The sequence below is a fragment of the Mycobacterium sp. NPDC050441 genome (assembly GCF_040655355.1).
GTDB lineage: Bacteria > Actinomycetota > Actinomycetes > Mycobacteriales > Mycobacteriaceae > Mycobacterium.
Window position 1 is genome coordinate 254,602 of sequence record NZ_JBFAJS010000008.1, and the last position, 18,420, is coordinate 273,021.

General features: G+C 66.8%; 17 protein-coding genes. 6 read left to right on the forward strand and 11 right to left on the reverse strand.

The window, feature by feature from the left end; genetic code table 11:
* Positions 1-122: 122 nt before the first annotated feature.
* The 5 genes from AB0I14_RS24460 to AB0I14_RS24480 all read right to left on the reverse strand — a co-directional run bounded on the left by AB0I14_RS24460 (position 123) and on the right by AB0I14_RS24480 (position 4,364).
* Positions 123-1,067: a Ppx/GppA phosphatase family protein gene (locus AB0I14_RS24460; RefSeq protein ID WP_358027078.1), complete on the reverse strand. Its 945-nt coding sequence runs from the start codon at positions 1,065-1,067 to the stop codon at positions 123-125.
* Positions 1,058-1,549, reverse strand: coding sequence for a DUF501 domain-containing protein (locus tag AB0I14_RS24465; protein ID WP_358027080.1), 492 nt, complete (start codon positions 1,547-1,549; stop codon positions 1,058-1,060). The genes AB0I14_RS24460 and AB0I14_RS24465 overlap by 10 nt, the downstream gene beginning before the upstream one ends.
* Positions 1,542-2,237, reverse strand: coding sequence for a septum formation initiator family protein (locus AB0I14_RS24470; protein ID WP_358027083.1), 696 nt, complete (start codon positions 2,235-2,237; stop codon positions 1,542-1,544). The genes AB0I14_RS24465 and AB0I14_RS24470 overlap by 8 nt, the downstream gene beginning before the upstream one ends.
* 27 nt (positions 2,238-2,264) lie before the next feature.
* Positions 2,265-3,548: a phosphopyruvate hydratase gene (gene eno, locus AB0I14_RS24475; protein ID WP_358027085.1), complete on the reverse strand. Its 1,284-nt coding sequence runs from the start codon at positions 3,546-3,548 to the stop codon at positions 2,265-2,267.
* 84 nt (positions 3,549-3,632) lie between these two features.
* Positions 3,633-4,364: a hypothetical protein gene (locus AB0I14_RS24480; RefSeq protein ID WP_358027086.1), complete on the reverse strand. Its 732-nt coding sequence runs from the start codon at positions 4,362-4,364 to the stop codon at positions 3,633-3,635.
* A gap of 208 nt (positions 4,365-4,572) precedes the next feature.
* On the opposite strand from AB0I14_RS24480, the gene efeU reads away from it, so the two are divergent.
* Genes efeU through AB0I14_RS24500 form a run of 4 tightly spaced genes read left to right on the forward strand, consistent with a single transcriptional unit; the run spans position 4,573 to position 8,667 of the window.
* Positions 4,573-5,523 carry an iron uptake transporter permease EfeU gene (gene efeU / locus AB0I14_RS24485; protein ID WP_358027088.1) on the forward strand — a complete coding sequence of 317 codons (951 nt, stop codon included), beginning with the start codon at positions 4,573-4,575 and terminating at the stop codon, positions 5,521-5,523.
* The gene (gene efeO, locus AB0I14_RS24490; RefSeq protein ID WP_358027092.1) at positions 5,520-6,692 is read left to right on the forward strand and encodes an iron uptake system protein EfeO; all 1,173 of its coding nucleotides are present in this window, start codon (positions 5,520-5,522) and stop codon (positions 6,690-6,692) included. Before efeU ends, efeO begins: the two co-directional genes overlap by 4 nt.
* Positions 6,673-8,004, forward strand: coding sequence for an iron uptake transporter deferrochelatase/peroxidase subunit (gene efeB, locus AB0I14_RS24495; protein ID WP_358027094.1), 1,332 nt, complete (start codon positions 6,673-6,675; stop codon positions 8,002-8,004). The genes efeO and efeB overlap by 20 nt, the downstream gene beginning before the upstream one ends.
* 12 nt (positions 8,005-8,016) lie before the next feature.
* A complete protein-coding gene (locus AB0I14_RS24500) occupies positions 8,017-8,667 on the forward strand; it encodes a thioredoxin domain-containing protein (RefSeq protein WP_358027097.1) in 651 nt (216 codons plus the stop codon).
* Between the two features lie 21 nt (positions 8,668-8,688).
* Here the strand turns inward: AB0I14_RS24500 and AB0I14_RS24505 are convergent, their stop codons facing one another.
* From AB0I14_RS24505 to mfd, 4 genes are all read right to left on the reverse strand, one after another.
* A complete protein-coding gene (locus AB0I14_RS24505) occupies positions 8,689-9,501 on the reverse strand; it encodes a tat pathway signal sequence (protein WP_358027100.1) in 813 nt (270 codons plus the stop codon).
* 268 nt (positions 9,502-9,769) lie between these two features.
* A complete protein-coding gene (locus AB0I14_RS24510; protein ID WP_358027102.1) occupies positions 9,770-10,906 on the reverse strand; it encodes a nucleoside triphosphate pyrophosphohydrolase in 1,137 nt (378 codons plus the stop codon).
* 182 nt (positions 10,907-11,088) lie between these two features.
* Complete coding sequence (locus AB0I14_RS24515; RefSeq protein ID WP_358027105.1) at positions 11,089-11,697, reverse strand: hypothetical protein; 609 nt, start codon at positions 11,695-11,697, stop codon at positions 11,089-11,091.
* Between the two features lie 255 nt (positions 11,698-11,952).
* Positions 11,953-15,573, reverse strand: coding sequence for a transcription-repair coupling factor (gene mfd, locus AB0I14_RS24520; protein WP_358027107.1), 3,621 nt, complete (start codon positions 15,571-15,573; stop codon positions 11,953-11,955).
* Positions 15,574-15,641: 68 nt separating this feature from the next.
* On the opposite strand from mfd, the gene AB0I14_RS24525 reads away from it, so the two are divergent.
* Together AB0I14_RS24525 and lysA are read left to right on the forward strand one after the other, a co-directional pair.
* Positions 15,642-16,211 carry a hypothetical protein gene (locus AB0I14_RS24525; protein WP_358027110.1) on the forward strand — a complete coding sequence of 190 codons (570 nt, stop codon included), beginning with the start codon at positions 15,642-15,644 and terminating at the stop codon, positions 16,209-16,211.
* Between the two features lie 81 nt (positions 16,212-16,292).
* A complete protein-coding gene (gene lysA, locus AB0I14_RS24530; protein ID WP_358027112.1) occupies positions 16,293-17,633 on the forward strand; it encodes a diaminopimelate decarboxylase in 1,341 nt (446 codons plus the stop codon).
* Here the strand turns inward: lysA and AB0I14_RS24535 are convergent.
* Together AB0I14_RS24535 and AB0I14_RS24540 are read right to left on the reverse strand one after the other, a co-directional pair.
* Entirely contained in the window at positions 17,613-17,954 is a 342-nt protein-coding gene (locus AB0I14_RS24535; protein ID WP_358027115.1) for a metalloregulator ArsR/SmtB family transcription factor, read from the reverse strand. The two genes, lysA and AB0I14_RS24535, sit on opposite strands and share 21 nt — an antisense overlap.
* A complete protein-coding gene (locus AB0I14_RS24540) occupies positions 17,947-18,396 on the reverse strand; it encodes an SRPBCC domain-containing protein (protein WP_358027118.1) in 450 nt (149 codons plus the stop codon). Before AB0I14_RS24540 ends, AB0I14_RS24535 begins: the two co-directional genes overlap by 8 nt.
* Between the last annotated feature and the right edge of the window lie 24 nt (positions 18,397-18,420).

Consider the following 18,420-nt stretch of genomic DNA (forward strand, 5'->3'; position numbering starts at 1 on the left):
AGGTAGTCAAGGCAACGGCCGAACGCGGGTAACCGCGTTCGGCCGTTGTTTTATGTGTGGGGTCCCGCGCTGCCCGGCGGAGACACGTAAACGGCAAGGCGAGAAGCGTTTTCGAGAGCGGGTCAGGCTATCGACAGCGCAATGCCGTCGAGAATGTCGTGCTCGCTGACCACCAGCTCGCCGATACCGGCCCGGCGCCCGAGGACAGCCGCCAACTCCTCGACGATGATCGCACCGCCGCCGATCACATCGGCACGGCCGGCATGCATGGGGCCCAGCGCCAGGCGTTCGGCCTTGGTCATTCCGATCAGCTGCTCACACACTCCGAGCAGGTCGTCGAAGCCGATGCGGGACAGGTGAATTGCGTCGGGATCGTATTCGGTCATCCGCTGCGCCAGCGCAGACAGCGTGGTCATCGTCCCGGCCACACCCACCCACGTGCGCGCACCTTCGACCGGCACCACCTTGAGCGCCTCGGCCAGGCCGTCACGAGCCACCACCCGCGCCTGCTCTACCTCGTCTGCGGTGGGCGGATCGGAGTGCAGGCACCGTTCGGTGAGCCGGACGCACCCGATGTCGGCGGAGAAGCTCGCCTGCACGGCCGTCTCCCCGAGCACCAGTTCGGTTGAGCCGCCACCCAGATCGACCACGACGAACGGGCCTGCGTCAGGGTCGAGTTCACCGACCGCACCGCGGAACGACAGCTCGGCCTCCTCGGTACCGGTGATCACCTCAGCCACCGAGCCCGGAGCCACTTTGCCCAGCAGGCGCGCGGTCATCGCGAAGAACTCGTCGCGGTTGCCGGCATCCCGCGCGGCCGAGGTGGCGACCATCCGCACCGCGGTCACCGAATGCTCGGCCATCAGCGCCGTATAGTCGGCCAGCGCGGATTCGGTGCGCGCCAATGCTTCCGGAGCGAACTGACCGGTGGCGTCGACGCCCTGACCCAGCCGCACGACCCGCATCTCGCGGTGCACGTCCCGCAGCTTTCCGTCCACCACGTCGGCGATCAACAGTCGAATCGAGTTGGTGCCACAGTCGATTGCGCCGACCCGGTTCAAACCCATACCTCTCGATCCAGGATTCCCGCCATCGCGGGCTCGACCGCCAACACCGCGAGCGCTTCGTCACCAAAGGGGTTGACGCCCGGGCCTTTTGCCAACGAGTGGGCCATCATCACGTGCAGGCATTTGACCCGGTCTGGCATGCCGCCGCCGGTGAAAGTGGTACCCAGCGATTCGATCGCGTCGCGCTCGGCCAGATACGACTCATGTGCCCGCCGATACGCGGCGGCAAGCTCCTCATCCTGTTGCAGGCGCTCGGTCATCTCCCGCATCAACCCGGAAGACTCCAGCCGGCTGGCGGCCACGGTGAGCGCCGGGTGCGTCAGGTAGAACAGCGTCGGGAACGGCGTGCCATCAGGCAATCTCGGGGTAGTCTTCACCACCCCGGGCTCGCCGTTCGGGCAGCGGTACGCGATCTCGAGGACACCGCGCGGTTCACGGCCCAATTGCCGCTCCACGGCCTCGATGTCGGCGGGATCAACCATGGGGACCTCTGGGCTCGGGCGGTGGCGGTGGGACAGGCGGCCCGCCCGGCGCCGGCGGGGGCCCGCCGATGGTGGGCGAAACCCCGTGCGGTTCATCGGCAATCGTGTGCCACAGCGAGGTGTACCAGGGCTGGCCCGCGGGCACCGCGGACCCCGGCAGCACGGGCGCCCCCGGCTCGCCCGACTCCATGGCCCCGGGCGGCAGTTGCACCTGATACGGGGTGTCGCCGGGCATGACGAAACCGAGCCGCTCCCTGGCCTGGGCCGCGACGTACACCGGGTCGGCCAGTTTGACCTTCTGCTGCTCCAGGTCGGCGATCTTGGCCCGCAACTGCTCCTCGCTGGCCTTGAGTTGTTTCATCTCGGTGCGTTGGGCGAAGTAGGTGCGGACCGGCCCGGCGATGGTCAGGGTCAGCACGCACACCACCGCGGCCAGAATCGCCGCCCGGCGCGCAGTCGACCCGAACCGCTGTTCGGACTGCAGCTCGGCCTGCTGCTGAGCTTGCACCGCAATGGCTTTGGTGACCGCCTCGTCGGCGACCGGCGCGGCCTGCGCCGGTCGGGACTCGGCCGCCCGGCGCTTGGGCTGCGAAGCGCGCGGCCGATTCGACTCCCCGGCCTTACCCGGCTTCCCGGGTCGGGAGGCCGGGGACCGTCGCTTCGGATCGGGCCGCTTCGCTTCGGACATCGACGTAAGGGTGCGCAGACGCCTGCGTTACTTGGCCTCGAACCGAGGGAACGCGAGATCGCCCGCGTAACGCGCGGCGTCGCCCAGTGCCTCCTCGATGCGCAGCAGCTGGTTGTACTTGGCCACCCGCTCGCTGCGGGCCGGGGCACCGGTCTTGATCTGACCGCTGCCCACCGCGACCGCGAGGTCGGCGATGGTGGTGTCCTCGGTCTCACCGGAGCGGTGGCTCATCATGGTGCGGTAACCGCTGTTGTGCGCCAGCGCAACGGCATCCAGGGTTTCGGTGAGCGTGCCGATCTGGTTGACCTTCACCAGCAGCGCGTTGGCGGCGCCACGCTCGATGCCGTCCTCGAGACGTTCCGGGTTGGTGACGAACAGATCGTCGCCGACCAATTGGATCCGGTCACCGATCGCCGAGGTCAGCGCCACCCAGCCGTCCCAGTCGTCCTCGGACAGCGGGTCCTCGATCGAGACGAGCGGGTAGGCGTCGATCAGGCCGGCGTAGAACTCGGCCATCTGGTCGGCGGTGCGGGTCTCCTTCTCGAAGGCGTAGCCCGAACCCTCCGTGTAGAACTCGGTGGCCGCGACGTCCAGCGCCAGTGCCACATCGCTGCCGAGCTTGAAGCCGGTGGCTTCGATGGCGGTGGCGATCAGGTCCAGTGCGGCCTTGGTGCCCGCGACGTCGGGGGCGAAGCCGCCCTCATCGCCGAGGCCCGTGGACAGCCCCTGCTTCTTGAGCACGGACTTGAGCGAGTGGTAGACCTCGGTACCCCAGCGCAGCGACTCCTTGAACGAGGGAGCGCCGATCGGGGCGACCATGAACTCCTGGACGTCCACTCCGGTGTCGGCGTGGGCGCCGCCGTTGAGGATGTTCATCATCGGCACCGGAAGGATGTGAGCGTTCGGGCCACCGAGGTAGCGGAACAGTGGCAGCGCGGCGCTGTCGGCCGCGGCCTTGGCCACAGCGAGTGAGACACCGAGGATCGCATTGGCGCCGAGCCGGGACTTGTCCGGCGTGCCGTCGAGATCCAGCAGCGCCTGGTCGACGAGACGCTGATCGTCAGCGGCCAGGCCGATGATCGCCGGGGCGATCTCGTCGAGGACGGCCTCGACGGCCTTCTCGACACCCTTGCCGCCGTAGCGGGAGCCGCCGTCGCGCAGCTCCACCGCTTCGTGCTCGCCGGTCGACGCGCCCGAGGGCACCGCTGCCCGGGCGAACGTGCCGTCAGTCAGGGCCACCTCGACCTCGACCGTCGGGTTACCACGGGAGTCGAGGATCTCGCGGGCTCCAACCTGCTCGATGATGGGCACTGGCTTCTCCTTATTGAGTCCGGCGTGTAGGGATGAGACTAGATCGTGGTCGGCGCAACGGCGTGTTTGGGCTTGTCACACGGGTCACAAGCCGTGGCCACCGGCATAGGCCGTCGCCCAGTCACGGACCATCCGGGCGTACTGGTCGGAGTTGTTGTAGGCCTTGAGCGCCTTCATCCAGCCCCGCGGGGTGGACAGGTCCTTGCCGTACCAGCACAGCAGACCGGCAGCCGAGAGCGCGGCGTCGTCGAAGTTGTCCGGGCTCACGACCCCGTCGTTGTTGGCATCGACCCCGAAATGACCCCACGTCTCCGGGATGAACTGCATCGGCCCCATGGCACGGTCCATCAGCGGATCCCCGTCGAGCTTGCCCTTGTCAGTGTCAGGGATGCGCAGATTGCCCGAGGTCCCGTCCAACTGCACCCCACGGATCGGCGGGGTGACGTCGCCGTTGCGCGCGATCATCGCGCCGCGGTAAGTGCCGTGGTGGCTCTCGACCATGCCGATGCCGGCCAGGGTCGTCCAGGCCACCTTGCAGTTGGGGTTCTCCACCTGGGCAACGCGCGCAGCGTAGGCGTAGGCCTCCAGGGCGTTGACGGGCATGCCCATGGCGGGCGCTCGTTGCGACGCCCATTCGTGCAGCTGATCGGCCGGTCTGCCCTTGGCATAGGTGTCGATTGCCGGCACCGCATCCCCGGCCGGCGGCGGCACGCCCTCGGGAATTGGGGTCCCCAGATGCCACGAACAGCTGGATGCCAACAGCAGCGCTGTCGCAGCAATTACGGCGACAGCCCGCAGCCAACGCACTGGCGACACCAGACTCCCTCAACCCCGCTCGATCTGATTCGCCATCGTCGCATGCGCGACTGTGGACGCGTCGGGCGACGGGCCCGTGCCGGAGGAACGGCAGGTGAACTCGGCCGGTCCCACAGACCCCCCTGCTAAGGTGAGCCACGCCTTGCTATGGCAAGGCAAGGCTACATTTTTCACGGTGCTTTCACCCCGGTCGAACGAGGACGCTTTGATGACTGTCATCTCGGACGTTCCGACCAGCACGCTGGCGGCGTCCAACGTCACATCGCAGGTATTCGGCAGTGGGCTGATCGGTTTGCGGGAAGGCCTCGAAGCCGCCATCGTGGTGTCGATCCTGGTCGCATTTCTGGTCAAATCCGAACGCCGCGACGCGCTCAAATGGGTGTGGCTGGGTGTCGGCGCCGCGATCGCCATGACCGTCACCGTCTTTCTGGTCATCCAGTTCGGCGAGAACACCATCAGCGGACTGGGCGCCGAAGCCATCGCCGGCATCGCCTCACTGATCGCCGTCGTCATCGTCACCACCATGGTGCTGTGGATGAAAAGGGCGTCGGCCTCGATGTCCGGCGAGCTGCGCGGTGGGATGTCGCAGGCTTTGGAGACGGGCGGCCTCGCGGTGGCGCTGTTGGCCTTCCTGGCGGTGGGGCGTGAAGGCGTGGAGACCGCGCTGTTCATGGTCGGCTACGCCGAAGCCGAGACGCTGTGGCCGCTGACCGGCCTGATCATCGGCGTGCTGATCGCCGCGGCGATCGCCTACGGCATGTACGCCGGCGCCGTCCGGATCAACCTGGCCAAGTTCTTCAAGTACACCGGCATCTTCCTGATCGTGGTGGCGGCCGGAATCCTCGCCTACGGCATCAAGGCGCTGCAGACCGTGGGCTGGATCCCCGGGCTTAGCGTCAAGGCGTTCGACATGAGCGGCGCATTCGACTGGTCGGCCTGGTACGGCGAGATCATCCAGGGTGTCTTCAATATCGACCCCACACCGACCGTGCTGCAGTTCGGTGCGTGGGTGGCCTACATCGTCGTAGTGCTGGCGCTGTTCCTGAAGCCGATGCGTGCCACCGGCGCCGCGTCGCCCGCCTCAACCACCTCCGAGCCTTCCTCCGAGCCGACCGTCGAGCCGGAGACCTCCACCGCACCCGAAAGGTCGACCAAGTGAAGCTGACCCCTGTCGTCAAGACCGGATTCGCGGCGACTGCCGCGGTGCTGGCCGGCATTTCGATGAGCGCCTGCCAGGCCAAGGAGGCCGACGGCGGCAGCGCAAGTGGCGACGGGGCCAAGTCAGCCCAGATCACCGTCGATGCCTCCGACACCGAATGCAAGCTGTCCGGGACCACCGCGACGACGGGCGCCAGCACCTTCGAGGTCACCAACACCGGCGACAAGGTCACCGAGTTCTACGTCTACGACGAGGGCGAGCGAGTCATGGGCGAGGTGGAGAACATCTCCCCCGGGCTCAAGCGCCAACTCATCGTTCAGCTCACCCAACCCGGCACATACCAGACCTCGTGCCGCCCCGGCATGGTCGGTGAGGGCATCCGCGGCAACTTCGTGGTGACCGGCGAGTCCGTCAAAGTCGACACCGAGGGCAAGTTCAAGGAAGCCGCCGACAACTACAAGCGGTACGTGAACAGCCAGGTCGACGCCCTGGTACCGGCCGTCGAAGAGTTCGTCGCCGCCGTCAAGGCCAAGGACGTCGCCAAGGCGAAGTTGCTCTACCCGACCTCGCGCGTCTACTGGGAGCGCGTCGAGCCGGTCGCCGAGTCCTTCCCCAACGATCTCGACCCGCGAGTCGACCTGCGCGAGGCCGACCTCGAGCCCGGGCAGAAGTGGACCGGCTTCCACGCTCTTGAGAAGCAACTGTGGGTCACCGGCCTCCAACCGGACGCCAGTGCGCTCGGCGACCAGTTGATCGCCGACGTCAAGGAGTTGCACGCCGGGGTCAAGGCGCCGGACTGGACCATCGACTCCACCCAGATCGCCGGTGGCGCACAGGGTCTGCTCGACGAGATCGCTATGAGCAAGATCAGCGGCGAAGAGGACATCTTCAGCCACACCGATCTGTGGGACTTCCGGGCCAACGTCGAAGGGTCGCAGACCGCGGTGGCCTCGGTGCGGCCGATCCTCGACGAGCGTGACGCCGAGCTGGGCAAGCGGGTGGACCAGCGCTTCGCCGACGTCGAGAAGTTGCTGGAGAAGTACCGTGACGGCGACGGCTTCGTGTCCTACGACAAGGTGACCGAGCCGCAACGCCAGGAACTGTCGCGCGCCATCGACGCGCTGAGCAAAGAAGTGAGCCAGGTGCAAGGTGTCATCGCCAAGCAGTGATCCAGTAGCCGATTCAGTCACCCCCGCAACGGATTCCGAGCAGTCCGCCGGCTTCTCCCGGCGCAGGCTGTTCGGCGCCGCCGGGGTCACCGCTGCGGTAGTCGGTGCGGCCAGCGCGGGTGCGCTGGCCGGCCGCGCCTCCGCGGCCGGCGTCCCGCACGGCGCCCTGCAGGGGCCGGTCCCGTTTCGTGGCGACCGGCAGGCAGGGATCATCACCGAGGCGCAGGACCGGATGCATTTCTGCTCCTTCGATGTCACCTCCGACAACCGCGACGACGTCATCGCGCTGCTCAAGCAGTGGACGAAGATGGCCGAGCGGATGACGCGCGGCGAGGAGACCGAAGACGGCGGCGCCGTGGACGGCAATCCGTATGCGCCGCCGTCGGATACCGGTGAGGCGCTGGGCCTGCCGGCCTCACAGCTCACCCTGACGATCGGGTTCGGGCCGTCCTTCTTCCGCAAGGATGGCAAGGACCGCTTCGGCATCGCCGACAAGCAGCCCGCCGAGCTCAAGGACCTGCCGAAGTTCCCCAACGAGACCATGGACCCGGCCCGCTGTGGGGGCGATATCTGTGTGCAGGCGTGCGCGAACGATCCGCAGGTTGCCGTGCACGCGATCCGCAACCTGGCCCGTGTCGGGTTCGGCACGGTCGCCGTACGGTACTCGCAGCTGGGGTTCGGCCGGACCTCATCGACCACCCGCGGTCAGGCCACCCCGCGAAACCTGTTCGGCTTCAAGGATGGAACGAACAACCTCAAGTCCGATCAGACCGACCTGCTCGACAAAAACGTCTGGGTGGCCGAGGGTGACGGAGCGGCCTGGCTCACCGGCGGCAGCTACCTGATCACCCGACGGATCCGCATGCGCATCGAGAACTGGGATCGCACCACGCTTCTGGAGCAGGAGCGGGTGATCGGCCGGCAGAAGGGCAGCGGCGCCCCCAACGGATTGCAGCAGGAATTCGACGAGCTCGATTTCGAAATCACGGACGGCCGCGGCGATCCGAAGATCGACAAGGACGCTCACGTGCGGCTGGCCTCGGCCGACCACCTGGGCGGCATCGAGATCCTGCGCCGCGGTTACAACTTCACCGACGGTTCGGACGGATTCGGCCATCTGGACGCCGGCCTGTTCTTCATCGCATTCGTGCGCAGCCCCGAAAAGCAGTTCATGCCGATGCAGCGGGAGCTGTCCCGCAAGGATCTGCTCAACGAATACATCACCCACACCGGAACCGCCATCTTCGCCTGCCCGCCCGGGCTGCGTGACGGTGACACCTCGGGCTACTGGGGTTCGACGCTGTTCGAGTGAGGCAATGACCCGATGACGCGCAACACTCGAATACTGCTCACCGCATTGGCCATCGCAGCGCTGGCCATCGGCGTTTTCGTGTACCAGTCTGTTCGTGACCGTGGCGGGCCGCCACCGGCTCCTCCCATCGAGGCCGGCCAGGTGGTACGCGAGAGCAGTCAGCGGCTGAACTCCGTTCCCGGCAGTGACGTGACATTCGTGGAGTTCCTCGACTTCGAGTGCGAGGGTTGTCGTGCGGTGTATCCCTCCATCGAGCAATTGCGGTCCGAGTACGGCAACAGGGTCAACTTCGTCATCCGCTACTTTCCCCTCGGTGCGCACTACAACGCCGAACGAGCGGCACGCGCCGTCGAGGCTGCCGCCCAACAGGGCAAGCTCGAGGCGATGTACAAGAAGATGTACGACGCCCAGGACCAGTGGGGCGAGAAGCAGGAACCGGCGGACGAGGTATTCCGAGGCTTCGCAGGAGAACTCGGCCTCGACATGACGGCATTCGACAAGGCCTACAGCGACCCTGCAACCGCCGCCCGAGTCCAACTCGATGTAGCCGACGGGCGCGCCCTGGGCGTGCAGGGAACGCCGACGTTCTTTCTCAACGGCCAGCGCATCCAGCCGCACAGCTATGAAGACCTGGCCGCGGCCTTCGACCAGGCGCTGGCCTAGTAAAGCGGCCGCGCGGCGCAGTCACGCACCGAGCAGGATCTGACTGAGCCGGGTGGTGGTCGCGACGCCGTCGTCGTAGCCGCCCTGCCCGTTGAGCCCGTTCATGATCGCCAGCGTGTAGCGCTGGTTCGGTCCGGCGAAGCCGACCGAGTTGATGACCCAGCCGCCCTGCTCCTGCGACCACCCGTTCTTGTTGCCGGGGCTCATCGACGGCCCCGCACCCCACACACCCCACTGTTGCTCCCCGCCAACCCGTTGCATCTCGGCCACGACCGCAGCCGCATCGGGCGGATTCAGTTGGGTCAGCGTGTAATTCATCAACCGGTCGAGATCATTGGTGGTCGATTTCTGGAAACCCCAGTACGGGAACATGTCACCGAATCCCGGTTGCGGCCGTAGGTCGGTCATGCCGTAACGCGGGAAGCCGGCGTTGAACGCCTTGTGGTCGGCCCCGCCGTAACGGGTCCACAGCGAGTCGGCCGCATCGTTGTCGGAGTTCCGCAGCATGTTCACCATGAGCTGCCGGTCATTGCCCGACATCCGCAGTGCCCCGGCGCGTTCCCGGGTCAGCAGGTCGACCACCATCGCCAGCTTGATGGTGGAGGCCGTCCAGATCATCTGATCCGCATTGGGGTTGGCGTACCGCGTGCCCGCGACGCGATCGCGCAACACGTAGCCGACGGTGCCGGGCCGCGATGCCAGGTAGGAATCCGCAGCCGCGATCCGCGAGCGCAGGTCACATCCCGTGGCTGCGCAGTCCGCAATGGCCAGCGGTGCAGCCACCATGCCCAGGACGAGCGTGAGGACGGTGGTGGCGATCCGCAGCATCCTCATTGCCCCACGGTAACGGGGCCCTGAGGTGGCAAGCTGTTGGCACGCCGTCAGGACGTACGCCGTGTCCGCGCGTCCAAATCGCGTTCTACTCCATGCTGTTCGGTATGCCACGGCGAAGGTCAAACCCGGCTAAGCGAACTTCGCAGTGGCCGAACCTCCGTTGAATCGGCCCAGAATGCTCCGCCGTGACTCGCGTTTGTAGCGTGGTGGCGGAGAAACCGGCCAGGAATCGCCGTGGCGCTACAAACGCGGACGGCGGCGGCCGGCATCAATCGCCAGGGTGATCGCCCTCGTCGCCCTCGTCGCCCTCGGAGTCCGAATCGTCCTCTTCAGCCGCGTCATCGGCCGCGTCGGCATCCTCTGCGTCGTCGGCCGCGTCCTCGGCCTCAGCCTCGCGTTCGGGCTCCCCCTCGGCGTCGAATGCACCCTCGTCATCCAAACCATCGATGACCACGGGTTCGACAACCGCGCCCGGCCAGTACTCCCGCCACTCGTCCTCGGTGATCGACCCCAACGGCGTCACGTCGAGTTCCTCGGGAACGTCCTCGCCACGGCGGCCGGCGGCCACATCGGATTCCACCACCCGCACGGTGTCCATGAACTCCAAAACCGCGCTGCGCAAATCATTCTCGGCATCGACATCCGCCGAGACCATCACCGAGGTCAGCGCAGCCGGCACCAGATCGGCCGGCAACCCGGCCTGCGCCACCCGAGCCAGCACCTTCTGCGCCAGCGCCAGAGCCGGCTGACCGGTCGGCACGTCATCCATCGACGATCCGCGGGCCTTCACCTTCTGCTCCTGGGCCTTGCGTTCCTCCCACTGGGCCAACTGCTCGTCCAGTGAAATCGATTCTCCGGCAAGCACTGCCGGCACGCGGTTACCTAGCTTGCGCACCAACGAATCGGCGACATCGTCGATGTTGAACGGGTGGACGGGCGCATCCTCGGCGATGCGGGCATGAAAAAGCACCTGCAGCAGCACATCGCCGAGTTCTTCGCGCAGTTCGTCGGCGTTGCCGCCGCGTACCGCGTCGAACAGCTCGTAGGTCTCCTCCAGCAGATAGCGGCGCAGCGAATCGTGAGTCTGCTCGCTCTCCCACGGCCCGTCGCTGCGCAGCTTGTCCATCATCGCCACGGCGTCCACGAGCCGCTCCCCAGCCTGTGCCCGCGGGGCCGCGATCAAGCGGTCCCCGGCCGCCAAACGGGCCTTGACCGCCGGATGCTCCGGGTCCGAGGACAGCAGAACGGGAGCATCCTCACCGTCATATGCGGGCCGCGCCGCGGGCAGCGACCACGGCACCTTCACCGGCATCTCCTCGGTGTACTGCACATCACCGGTGAGAAGATCGATTGCTTCGACGGGGATCAGGGACGGGCGGCGGGGGTCCACCAATACGACGGTCATCGAGCGACACCCCCTCACGGATTTCGACGAGACCCCTAGTCTCGGTCATACCAACACGTTGCCGGACCTCGACACGCCTGGTGAGCACGGCCAACGCTGCGATTCGCCGGCATCGGGCCGTCCCCACACGGGATGGCCGCCCTGCCCGAAGGCAAGGCGGCCATCATGTCACAGGCCGTGGTTTACGACTCCGGCGGGAACTGGCCCTCCGGGATCACCCAGTGACCCGGGCTCTCGTCGAAAAACGGGTTGGCGACGCCATTCACCGTTGGCAGCGTCTTGAGCTGGCCAGGCGGGATTCCGAAGAACGGATTCCCAACACCGTTGATGGTCGGCGAATTCATCAGCTGACCGGGCGCAATGCTTCCATTCGTCTGCCGGAAGAAATTATCTACCTCAGGAAACCTGACGGAAGGCACATTCACGTTGGGAACGTTCACGCTCGGCACGTTGACGTCCGGAACGTTCACGCTCGGCACGTTCACATCAGGAACGTTCACGCTCGGCACGTTCACATCAGGAACGTTCACACTCGGCACGTTCACATCAGGAACATTTACACCCGGCACATTCGCATCAGGAACATTCACACTCGGAACGTTCACATCAGGAACATTCACACCCGGCACGTTCACGCTCGGCATACCCATGTTGGGTACCGCCGGACCGGGAACCGGAGGCGGCGGGGGCACATTCGGAACGGCCTGCGCGAGGCCTGTACCCAGGCCTAACGAGCCCAATCCCAGTGCACCGGCCATCGTTGTTTTTACTGCGAACTTCTTCAAGTTCATGGTCACTCCTTCGCCTTGCGTCACCCCGACGAATCGCCGATAGACGGCAGTCGCGTGATGTTCGGTTTGGGAAATTGCATGACCGCCGTATGGCCGACGATCTTGCCGCCTCTGCTACAGACGACTACGCAATACCTTGACCCCCCGGCATATATGTCGGGTCTGCGCACCGAGGCGTTAACAGCAGTTCGGCGATTCAGACGATACGGGCGTCCAAAAAGGCGGTGCCACCAGGCGATCAGGCCGAAGAAAAAATTACAGGTCGGCGGTGATGTCGACGCTGCCCTCGGTCTGTCCGTTGAGCACCAGCACCAGACCGGCCACCATTCGGACAATGTCGAGGTCACGGATCCGCGGTGAGCCGATTCCGTCGCTCTCACGCGGGATCGGCACCTGAACCACCGAGGTGGTGGCCCGATAGTGCGCACCCGGGTACATCCGCTTGAGCCGCAACTGCGCGGAATCGGGCAGCACCAGCGGCGACAGCTTGATCGTCGACGCCGACACCGCACCGATCTCGGTGATCCCGTACTCCCGGCACAGCAACCGCAGCCGTGCCACCGCGACCAGACGCCGCGCGGGCTCGGGCAACGGCCCATAGCGGTCGACCAGTTCGTCCACGACGGCCTTCACCGCGTCCTCGTCCGACGCCGCGGCCAGCCGCCGGTAGCCCTCCAGCCGCAGCCGGTCACTGCCGATGTATTCCGGCGGCAGGTGAGCGTCGACCGGCAGATCGACCCGCACCTCTTTCGGTTCCTCTGCTGTGGCAACGGTTTTCCCGTCGGCGGCGGCGCGGTACGCCTCGACGGCCTCCCCCACCAGCCGCACATAGAGATCGAAACCCACTCCGGCGACGTGACCGGACTGCTCGGCGCCCAGTACATTGCCCGCGCCGCGGATCTCCAGGTCCTTCATGGCCACGGCCATACCCGCACCCAGCTCATTGTTCTGGGCGATGGTGGCCAACCGGTCGTAGGCAGTCTCGGTCAGCGGCGAATTGGGCGGATAGAGCATGTAGGCGTATCCGCGTTCGCGGCTGCGGCCCACGCGGCCACGCAACTGATGCAACTGTGACAGGCCGAAGGTGTCGGCCCGCTCGACGATCAGCGTGTTGGCGTTCGAAATGTCCAGGCCGGTCTCGACGATCGTGGTGCACACCAGGATGTCGTATTCACGGTTCCAGAAGCCCTCGACGGTCTTCTCCAGCGTCTCCTCGTTCATCTGCCCGTGGGCGACGACGACCCTGGCTTCGGGGACCATTTGACGAATCCGCGCCGCGGCCTGGTCGATGGTGCGTACCCGGTTGTGGATGTAGAAGACCTGCCCGTCACGCAGCAGCTCACGACGCAACGCCGCGGCCACCTGCTTGTCGTCATGCGGGCCGACGTAGGTCAGCACCGGGTAGCGCTCTTCGGGCGGAGTAAGGATCGTCGACATCTCGCGGATGCCGGCCAGGCTCATCTCCAAGGTGCGCGGGATCGGGGTGGCGCTCATGGTGAGCACGTCCACGTGGGTGCGCATCGACTTGATGTGTTCTTTGTGCTCGACACCGAACCGCTGTTCCTCGTCAACGATGATGAGGCCCAAGTCTTTCCACGTCACGCCCGTCTGCAACAACCGGTGCGTCCCGATCACCACGTCGACCGACCCGTCGGCCATCCCCTCCATCGTGGCCCGCGACTCAGCCGGATCGGTGAACCGCGACAACCCCTTGACCGTCACCGGGAAACCCGCCATCCGGTTGGTGAAGGTCTGCAGATGCTGATCGGCCAGCAGCGTCGTCGGCACCAGCACCGCGACCTGCTTGCCGTCCTGCACCGCCTTGAACGCCGCCCGCACCGCGATCTCGGTCTTGCCGTAACCCACGTCGCCACAGATCACCCGGTCCATCGGAACCGGCTTCTCCATATCGGATTTGACCTCGGTGATGGCGGTCATCTGGTCGATGGTCTCGGTAAAGCCGAACGCATCCTCCATCTCGTTCTGCCACGGAGTGTCGGGCCCGAACGCGTGCCCCGGAGCCGACTGCCGCTTGGCGTACAGGGCGACCAGCTCACTGGCGATCTCACGAACCGCCTTGCGCGCCTTGGTTTTCGTGTTGGCCCAGTCACTGCCGCCGAGCTTCGACAGCGATGGCGCCTCACCGCCGACATAGCGCGACAGCTGATCCAGCGAATCCATCGGTACGTACAACCGGTCCGATCCGCCACCCCGCTTTGACGAGGCGTACTCCAGCACCAGGTATTCGCGGCGGGCGCCGCCGACCACCCGCTCGGTCATCTCGACGAACTTGCCGATGCCGTGCTGATCGTGGACCACCAGATCCCCGGCCGCCAGCGCCAGCGGATCGACGACGTTGCGACGTTTGGCCGCAAGCCTTTTGCCTTCCGAGGCGGTCACCCGGTTGCCGGTCAGATCGGTTTCGGTGATGATCACGAGGTTGGCCCCGGGCAGGATCACGCCGTCGTGCAGCGGGCCTTTCAGCACCCCGACCACACCGGCCTTGGGTTCCGCTCCGGGCTCCAACATCGCTGCGGGCGTATCGGATTCGCCGAGCTGCTCCACCACGCGGTGGGCGGTACCGGTACCCGGGGTGACCACTGCGGCATACCCGCCGGTGGCCACGTGGGCGCGCAGCATCGCGAAGATCTCGTCGAGACTCTGCTGACTGCGGGCCGACGGAGACTGCCGCAGATCGAGCTCGGTGGCCTTGCCGTCGGGCAGCTGGCTCAGCGTCCACCACGGGTGACCGCCGGCGACGGCGTCCTCCCGTGCCTGCTCGAACGGGACGAATCCGGATGCGCCCAGCGCCTCGAGGTCGATGGGGGCATCCCCGCCGACCGCGGCCGTCGACCACGAGGCCTCCAGGAACTCCCGCCCGGTCTTGATCAGATCAGCGGCCCGGGTCCGCACCTTCTCGGGGTCGCACAGCAGCACCGGGGCGCCCTCGGGCAGGTGGTGAGTCAGCGTCGTGGGCTGAACCGGATGCAGCAGCGGCAGCAGCGCCTCCATCCCGTCGACGGGAATGCCCTCGGCGAGTTTGGCCAGCATGTCGGGCACGCTGCCCGGCACGCTGTTCTCGTGCGTGGGGTGTTCCTGGGCGAGCACCGCGGCACGCTCGCGCACATCGGGGGTCATCAACAGTTCGCGGCACGGCACGGCAACAACGTTCTGCACCGGGATCTCGGGGATCGAACGCTGGTCGGCGATCGAGAACATCCGCATCTCGGAGATCTCGTCACCCCAGAACTCGACGCGAACCGGATGCTCGGCGGTGGGCGGGAAGATGTCGAGGATGCCTCCGCGCACGGCGAACTCCCCGCGTTTGCCGACCATGTCGACGCGGGTGTAGGCCAGGTCGACCAGGCGCACGACGACGGCCTCGAACTCGGCCTCCGCACCGACTGTGAGGGTGACCGGCTCGGTACTCACGACATCGGGGGCCATCGGCTGCAGCAGCGAACGCGTGGTGGTGACCACCACCCGCAGCGGCGGGCCCAGCAGCTCGTCGTCGGGACGAGCCAGCCTGCGCAACAGCAACAACCGGGCAGCGACCGTCTCCACGCCCGGGGACAACCGCTCATGCGGCAGCGTCTCCCAGGACGGGAACAGCGCGACGGCATCGCCGACCACGCCGCGCAGCTCGGCGGTCAGATCGTCGGCCTCGCGTCCGGTGGCCGCGACCACCAGCAACGGGCCCTGCTGGGCCAGCCCGGCAGCCACCAGCACGCGGGCACTGGCCGGCCCGACGAGCGCGAGATCGGCGGGCCGGTCAGCGGCGCGGCGAAGGACGTCCTGCAGGGACGGATCGGTTAATGCCAGCTCGACGAGACCCGCAATCGGGGTCTGAACATGGTTGTGCCCCGGTGCGGTCATGATGAGGCTCATTCTACGGGGCCGGGAATTCGGCTCCGCCCCGATCTCCGCGGGGCGATCATGTACCGATGAAGCGTTGGGCGGCGGCGCTCGCGGTGGTGCTGACGGTGGCGCTCGCAATCATCTGGCTGACCGGCCGGGAGTCGTCGAAGCCCGCACACGAGGCGGTACCGACGCACCTCGGACCCGACGGCGTACCCGACTTCGCCGCCTACCCCGCCGTCGATCCGGCGCGGTACGTCCTGCGCGAAGGCCAGGGATTTCCGGTCCAGGGGTTTCGTACCCCCGACGGCTTCGTCTGCATGACCACCCAGCACCGCGCGATGTATGCCCTGGACTGCCGCGGGCCGTTCGTCGGGGCGCCCAACGATGCCAATCTGGCGCATCTGTTCAGCTACGGCACGACCAACGGCGCGATTCCGATGAGCTTCACCCACACCGAAGTGCCCCTCAGTCCGGTCGACGGACTCACCGAGGACGAAGCTCCGATGCTCCCGGCCGGTCAACGCTTCGAGGCGGGCAACGTCAACTGCATCCACACCGACGACATCCTGCTGGCGTGCCGGATGGCCGATCCGAAGAAGGGCAACGGGTTCATCGCCACCGCCACGGAGACGACGTCCTTCGGTAGGACCTGAACACGTCAAGATTGAGCCCGCCTGCGTCAAGGGATCGTCAAGCCCGCTGACGCGGCCGCCGGCAAGGCCGACTGTTGACTCATGACCCTGCTGGACATCCTGCCTTCACTTCGCGGCGCCACCCGACCAAGGCTGGACCCGAACATCTGGCCGCTGACCACCGGCGTAGACGAGTTGGGCCGGATCACCATCGGCCGGGTGGCGCTCACCGACATCGCCGACGAGTACCGCACCCCGGCCTATGTGCTGGACGAAACCGATTTCCGGACCCGCGCCCGGCGCTACCGGGCCGCCCTCGGTCACACCGAGGTGGTCTACGCGGGCAAGTCACTGTTGACCACGGCCGTCGCACGCTGGGCCGCCGAGGAAGGCCTCGGGGTGGACGTGTGCTCGGCGGCCGAGCTGGCGACGGCATTGGCCGGCGGCGTCGACCCGAAACGCATCGTGCTGCACGGCAACGCGAAATCGTGTGACGAGCTGCGCGATGCGATCGATGTCGGGGTGGGCCGGATCGTGATCGACTCCCCGATGGAGATCACCTACCTGGCAGGCCTGGTGCGTCGGCCCCAACAGGTACTGATCCGGGTCACCCCCGACATCGACATCCACGGGCATCGAGCGGTCACCACAGGCGTGACCGACCAGAAGTTCGGCTTCGCGCTGGCCGACCGCCGGGCCGCCCGCGCCGCCGCCCGCATTCTGGCCACCCCCAACCTCGATCTGGTTGGGCTGCACTGCCATATCGGTTCGCAGATCACCGATCCCGCGCCCTATGGCGAGGCCGTGCACCGGTTGATCGGCGCGATGGCCGACATCCGCGCCGAACACGACGTACTGCTGACCGAGCTCAACATCGGTGGCGGCCATGGGGTTCCGTATGTGCGCGGGGATACGGCCCTCGATACCGGCGCGCTCGCCGCCGTCGTCGACGACGCACTGACCACAGCGTGTGCGGCCGAGCGGTTTCCACGGCCGCGTCTGGTCGTCGAACCCGGACGGGCCATCAGCGCCCGGGCCGGCGTGACGCTTTACCGGGTACACGGGGTGAAGTCCCAGCCCGACGGGCGCACCTTCGTAGCCGTGGACGGCGGCATGAGCGACAACCCCCGGGTTTCCCTTTACGGTGCGAAATACACTGTGGCCCTGGCAAATCGACACCCGCTGGGGCCGACCATGCGGGCCACGGTGGTGGGCAGGCATTGCGAGGCCGGCGACGAGATCGTGCATGACGTCGAACTGCCCGCCGACATCCACGCCGGCGACCTGCTGGCCGTAGCCTGCACCGGCGCTTACCAACACAGCATGGCCTCGACCTACAACATGGTGGGTCGCCCGCCCGTGGTGGCGGTGCGCGACGGCGCGTCACGGGTGTTGGTGCGTCGGGAGACGACGGCGGACCTGCTATTGCGGGATCTGGGATGAACCGTCCCGCTCGACAACATCCTTGATCCTCGCGAGCCGGCGTTCCCAACCCGCCGCGATACCGTCGAGCCGCCGCGCCACCTCGCTGAGCCGAGCCCCCACCGCCTCGTACCTGATCTCTCGCCCGACCCGGGTAGCTGACACCAGGCCGACGTCAGTGAGCACTTTCAGATGTTTGGCGATGGCCTGGCGGCTGATCGGGAGTTCGTCGGCCAGCGACGACGCGGACGCGGGCCGACGGCCGAGGGCAACCAGAACCTGCCACCGGCTGTCGTCGGCAAGCGCAGCGAAAACCTGTACCGGCGAGGCACTCTCATGCATCCGCGGCGGCCCCCACCAGATACCTCTGCGCGAGGCCGAGCTCGACCGGCCAGCCGCCACTGTGATCGTCGAACCGGGAGCGGCGGTTGGCCTCAGACTCGTCGAGCGAGGCGAACCCGCTCTCGACGACACGCAGCACCACGCCGGACGGGGCCGGGGTGATCCAGAATTCGACGAGGGTGGATGAGCTGTCGAGGTCATCGGCGTCGATGTGCCACCGGAAGGCCGCATAGCGCGGCTCCTCGAGTGTGACGGTTCGCAACGCGAACCTGCCGTGCGTGGGGTCGGTGACGATGGCGACATCGCCGTCACGATCGATGCGGTGCTCGGTGATCCGCTCTTCGTTGATGTACCAACCGGGTTCGCTCACCAGGTCCCAGACGCGTTGCGCCGGTGCGTCGATGGCAATCTCGCGCTCGATGCGGTCGTAGTCGGTGGTCATTGTCGGGGTGTCCTCTCTACCGGA

Coding starts and splice junctions, on each gene's coding strand:
- AB0I14_RS24500 (WP_358027097.1), top strand. CDS start 8,017: ATGACGCGCAACACTCGAATACTGCTCACCGCATTGGCCATCGCAGCG.
- AB0I14_RS24525 (WP_358027110.1), top strand. CDS start 15,642: ATGAAGCGTTGGGCGGCGGCGCTCGCGGTGGTGCTGACGGTGGCGCTC.
- lysA (WP_358027112.1), top strand. CDS start 16,293: ATGACCCTGCTGGACATCCTGCCTTCACTTCGCGGCGCCACCCGACCA.
- AB0I14_RS24505 (WP_358027100.1), bottom strand. CDS start 9,501: ATGAGGATGCTGCGGATCGCCACCACCGTCCTCACGCTCGTCCTGGGC.
- AB0I14_RS24510 (WP_358027102.1), bottom strand. CDS start 10,906: ATGACCGTCGTATTGGTGGACCCCCGCCGCCCGTCCCTGATCCCCGTC.
- AB0I14_RS24515 (WP_358027105.1), bottom strand. CDS start 11,697: ATGAACTTGAAGAAGTTCGCAGTAAAAACAACGATGGCCGGTGCACTG.
- AB0I14_RS24460 (WP_358027078.1), bottom strand. CDS start 1,067: ATGGGTTTGAACCGGGTCGGCGCAATCGACTGTGGCACCAACTCGATT.
- AB0I14_RS24465 (WP_358027080.1), bottom strand. CDS start 1,549: ATGGTTGATCCCGCCGACATCGAGGCCGTGGAGCGGCAATTGGGCCGT.
- mfd (WP_358027107.1), bottom strand. CDS start 15,573: ATGACCGCACCGGGGCACAACCATGTTCAGACCCCGATTGCGGGTCTC.
- AB0I14_RS24540 (WP_358027118.1), bottom strand. CDS start 18,396: ATGACCACCGACTACGACCGCATCGAGCGCGAGATTGCCATCGACGCA.
- efeU (WP_358027088.1), top strand. CDS start 4,573: ATGACTGTCATCTCGGACGTTCCGACCAGCACGCTGGCGGCGTCCAAC.
- AB0I14_RS24535 (WP_358027115.1), bottom strand. CDS start 17,954: ATGCATGAGAGTGCCTCGCCGGTACAGGTTTTCGCTGCGCTTGCCGAC.
- AB0I14_RS24470 (WP_358027083.1), bottom strand. CDS start 2,237: ATGTCCGAAGCGAAGCGGCCCGATCCGAAGCGACGGTCCCCGGCCTCC.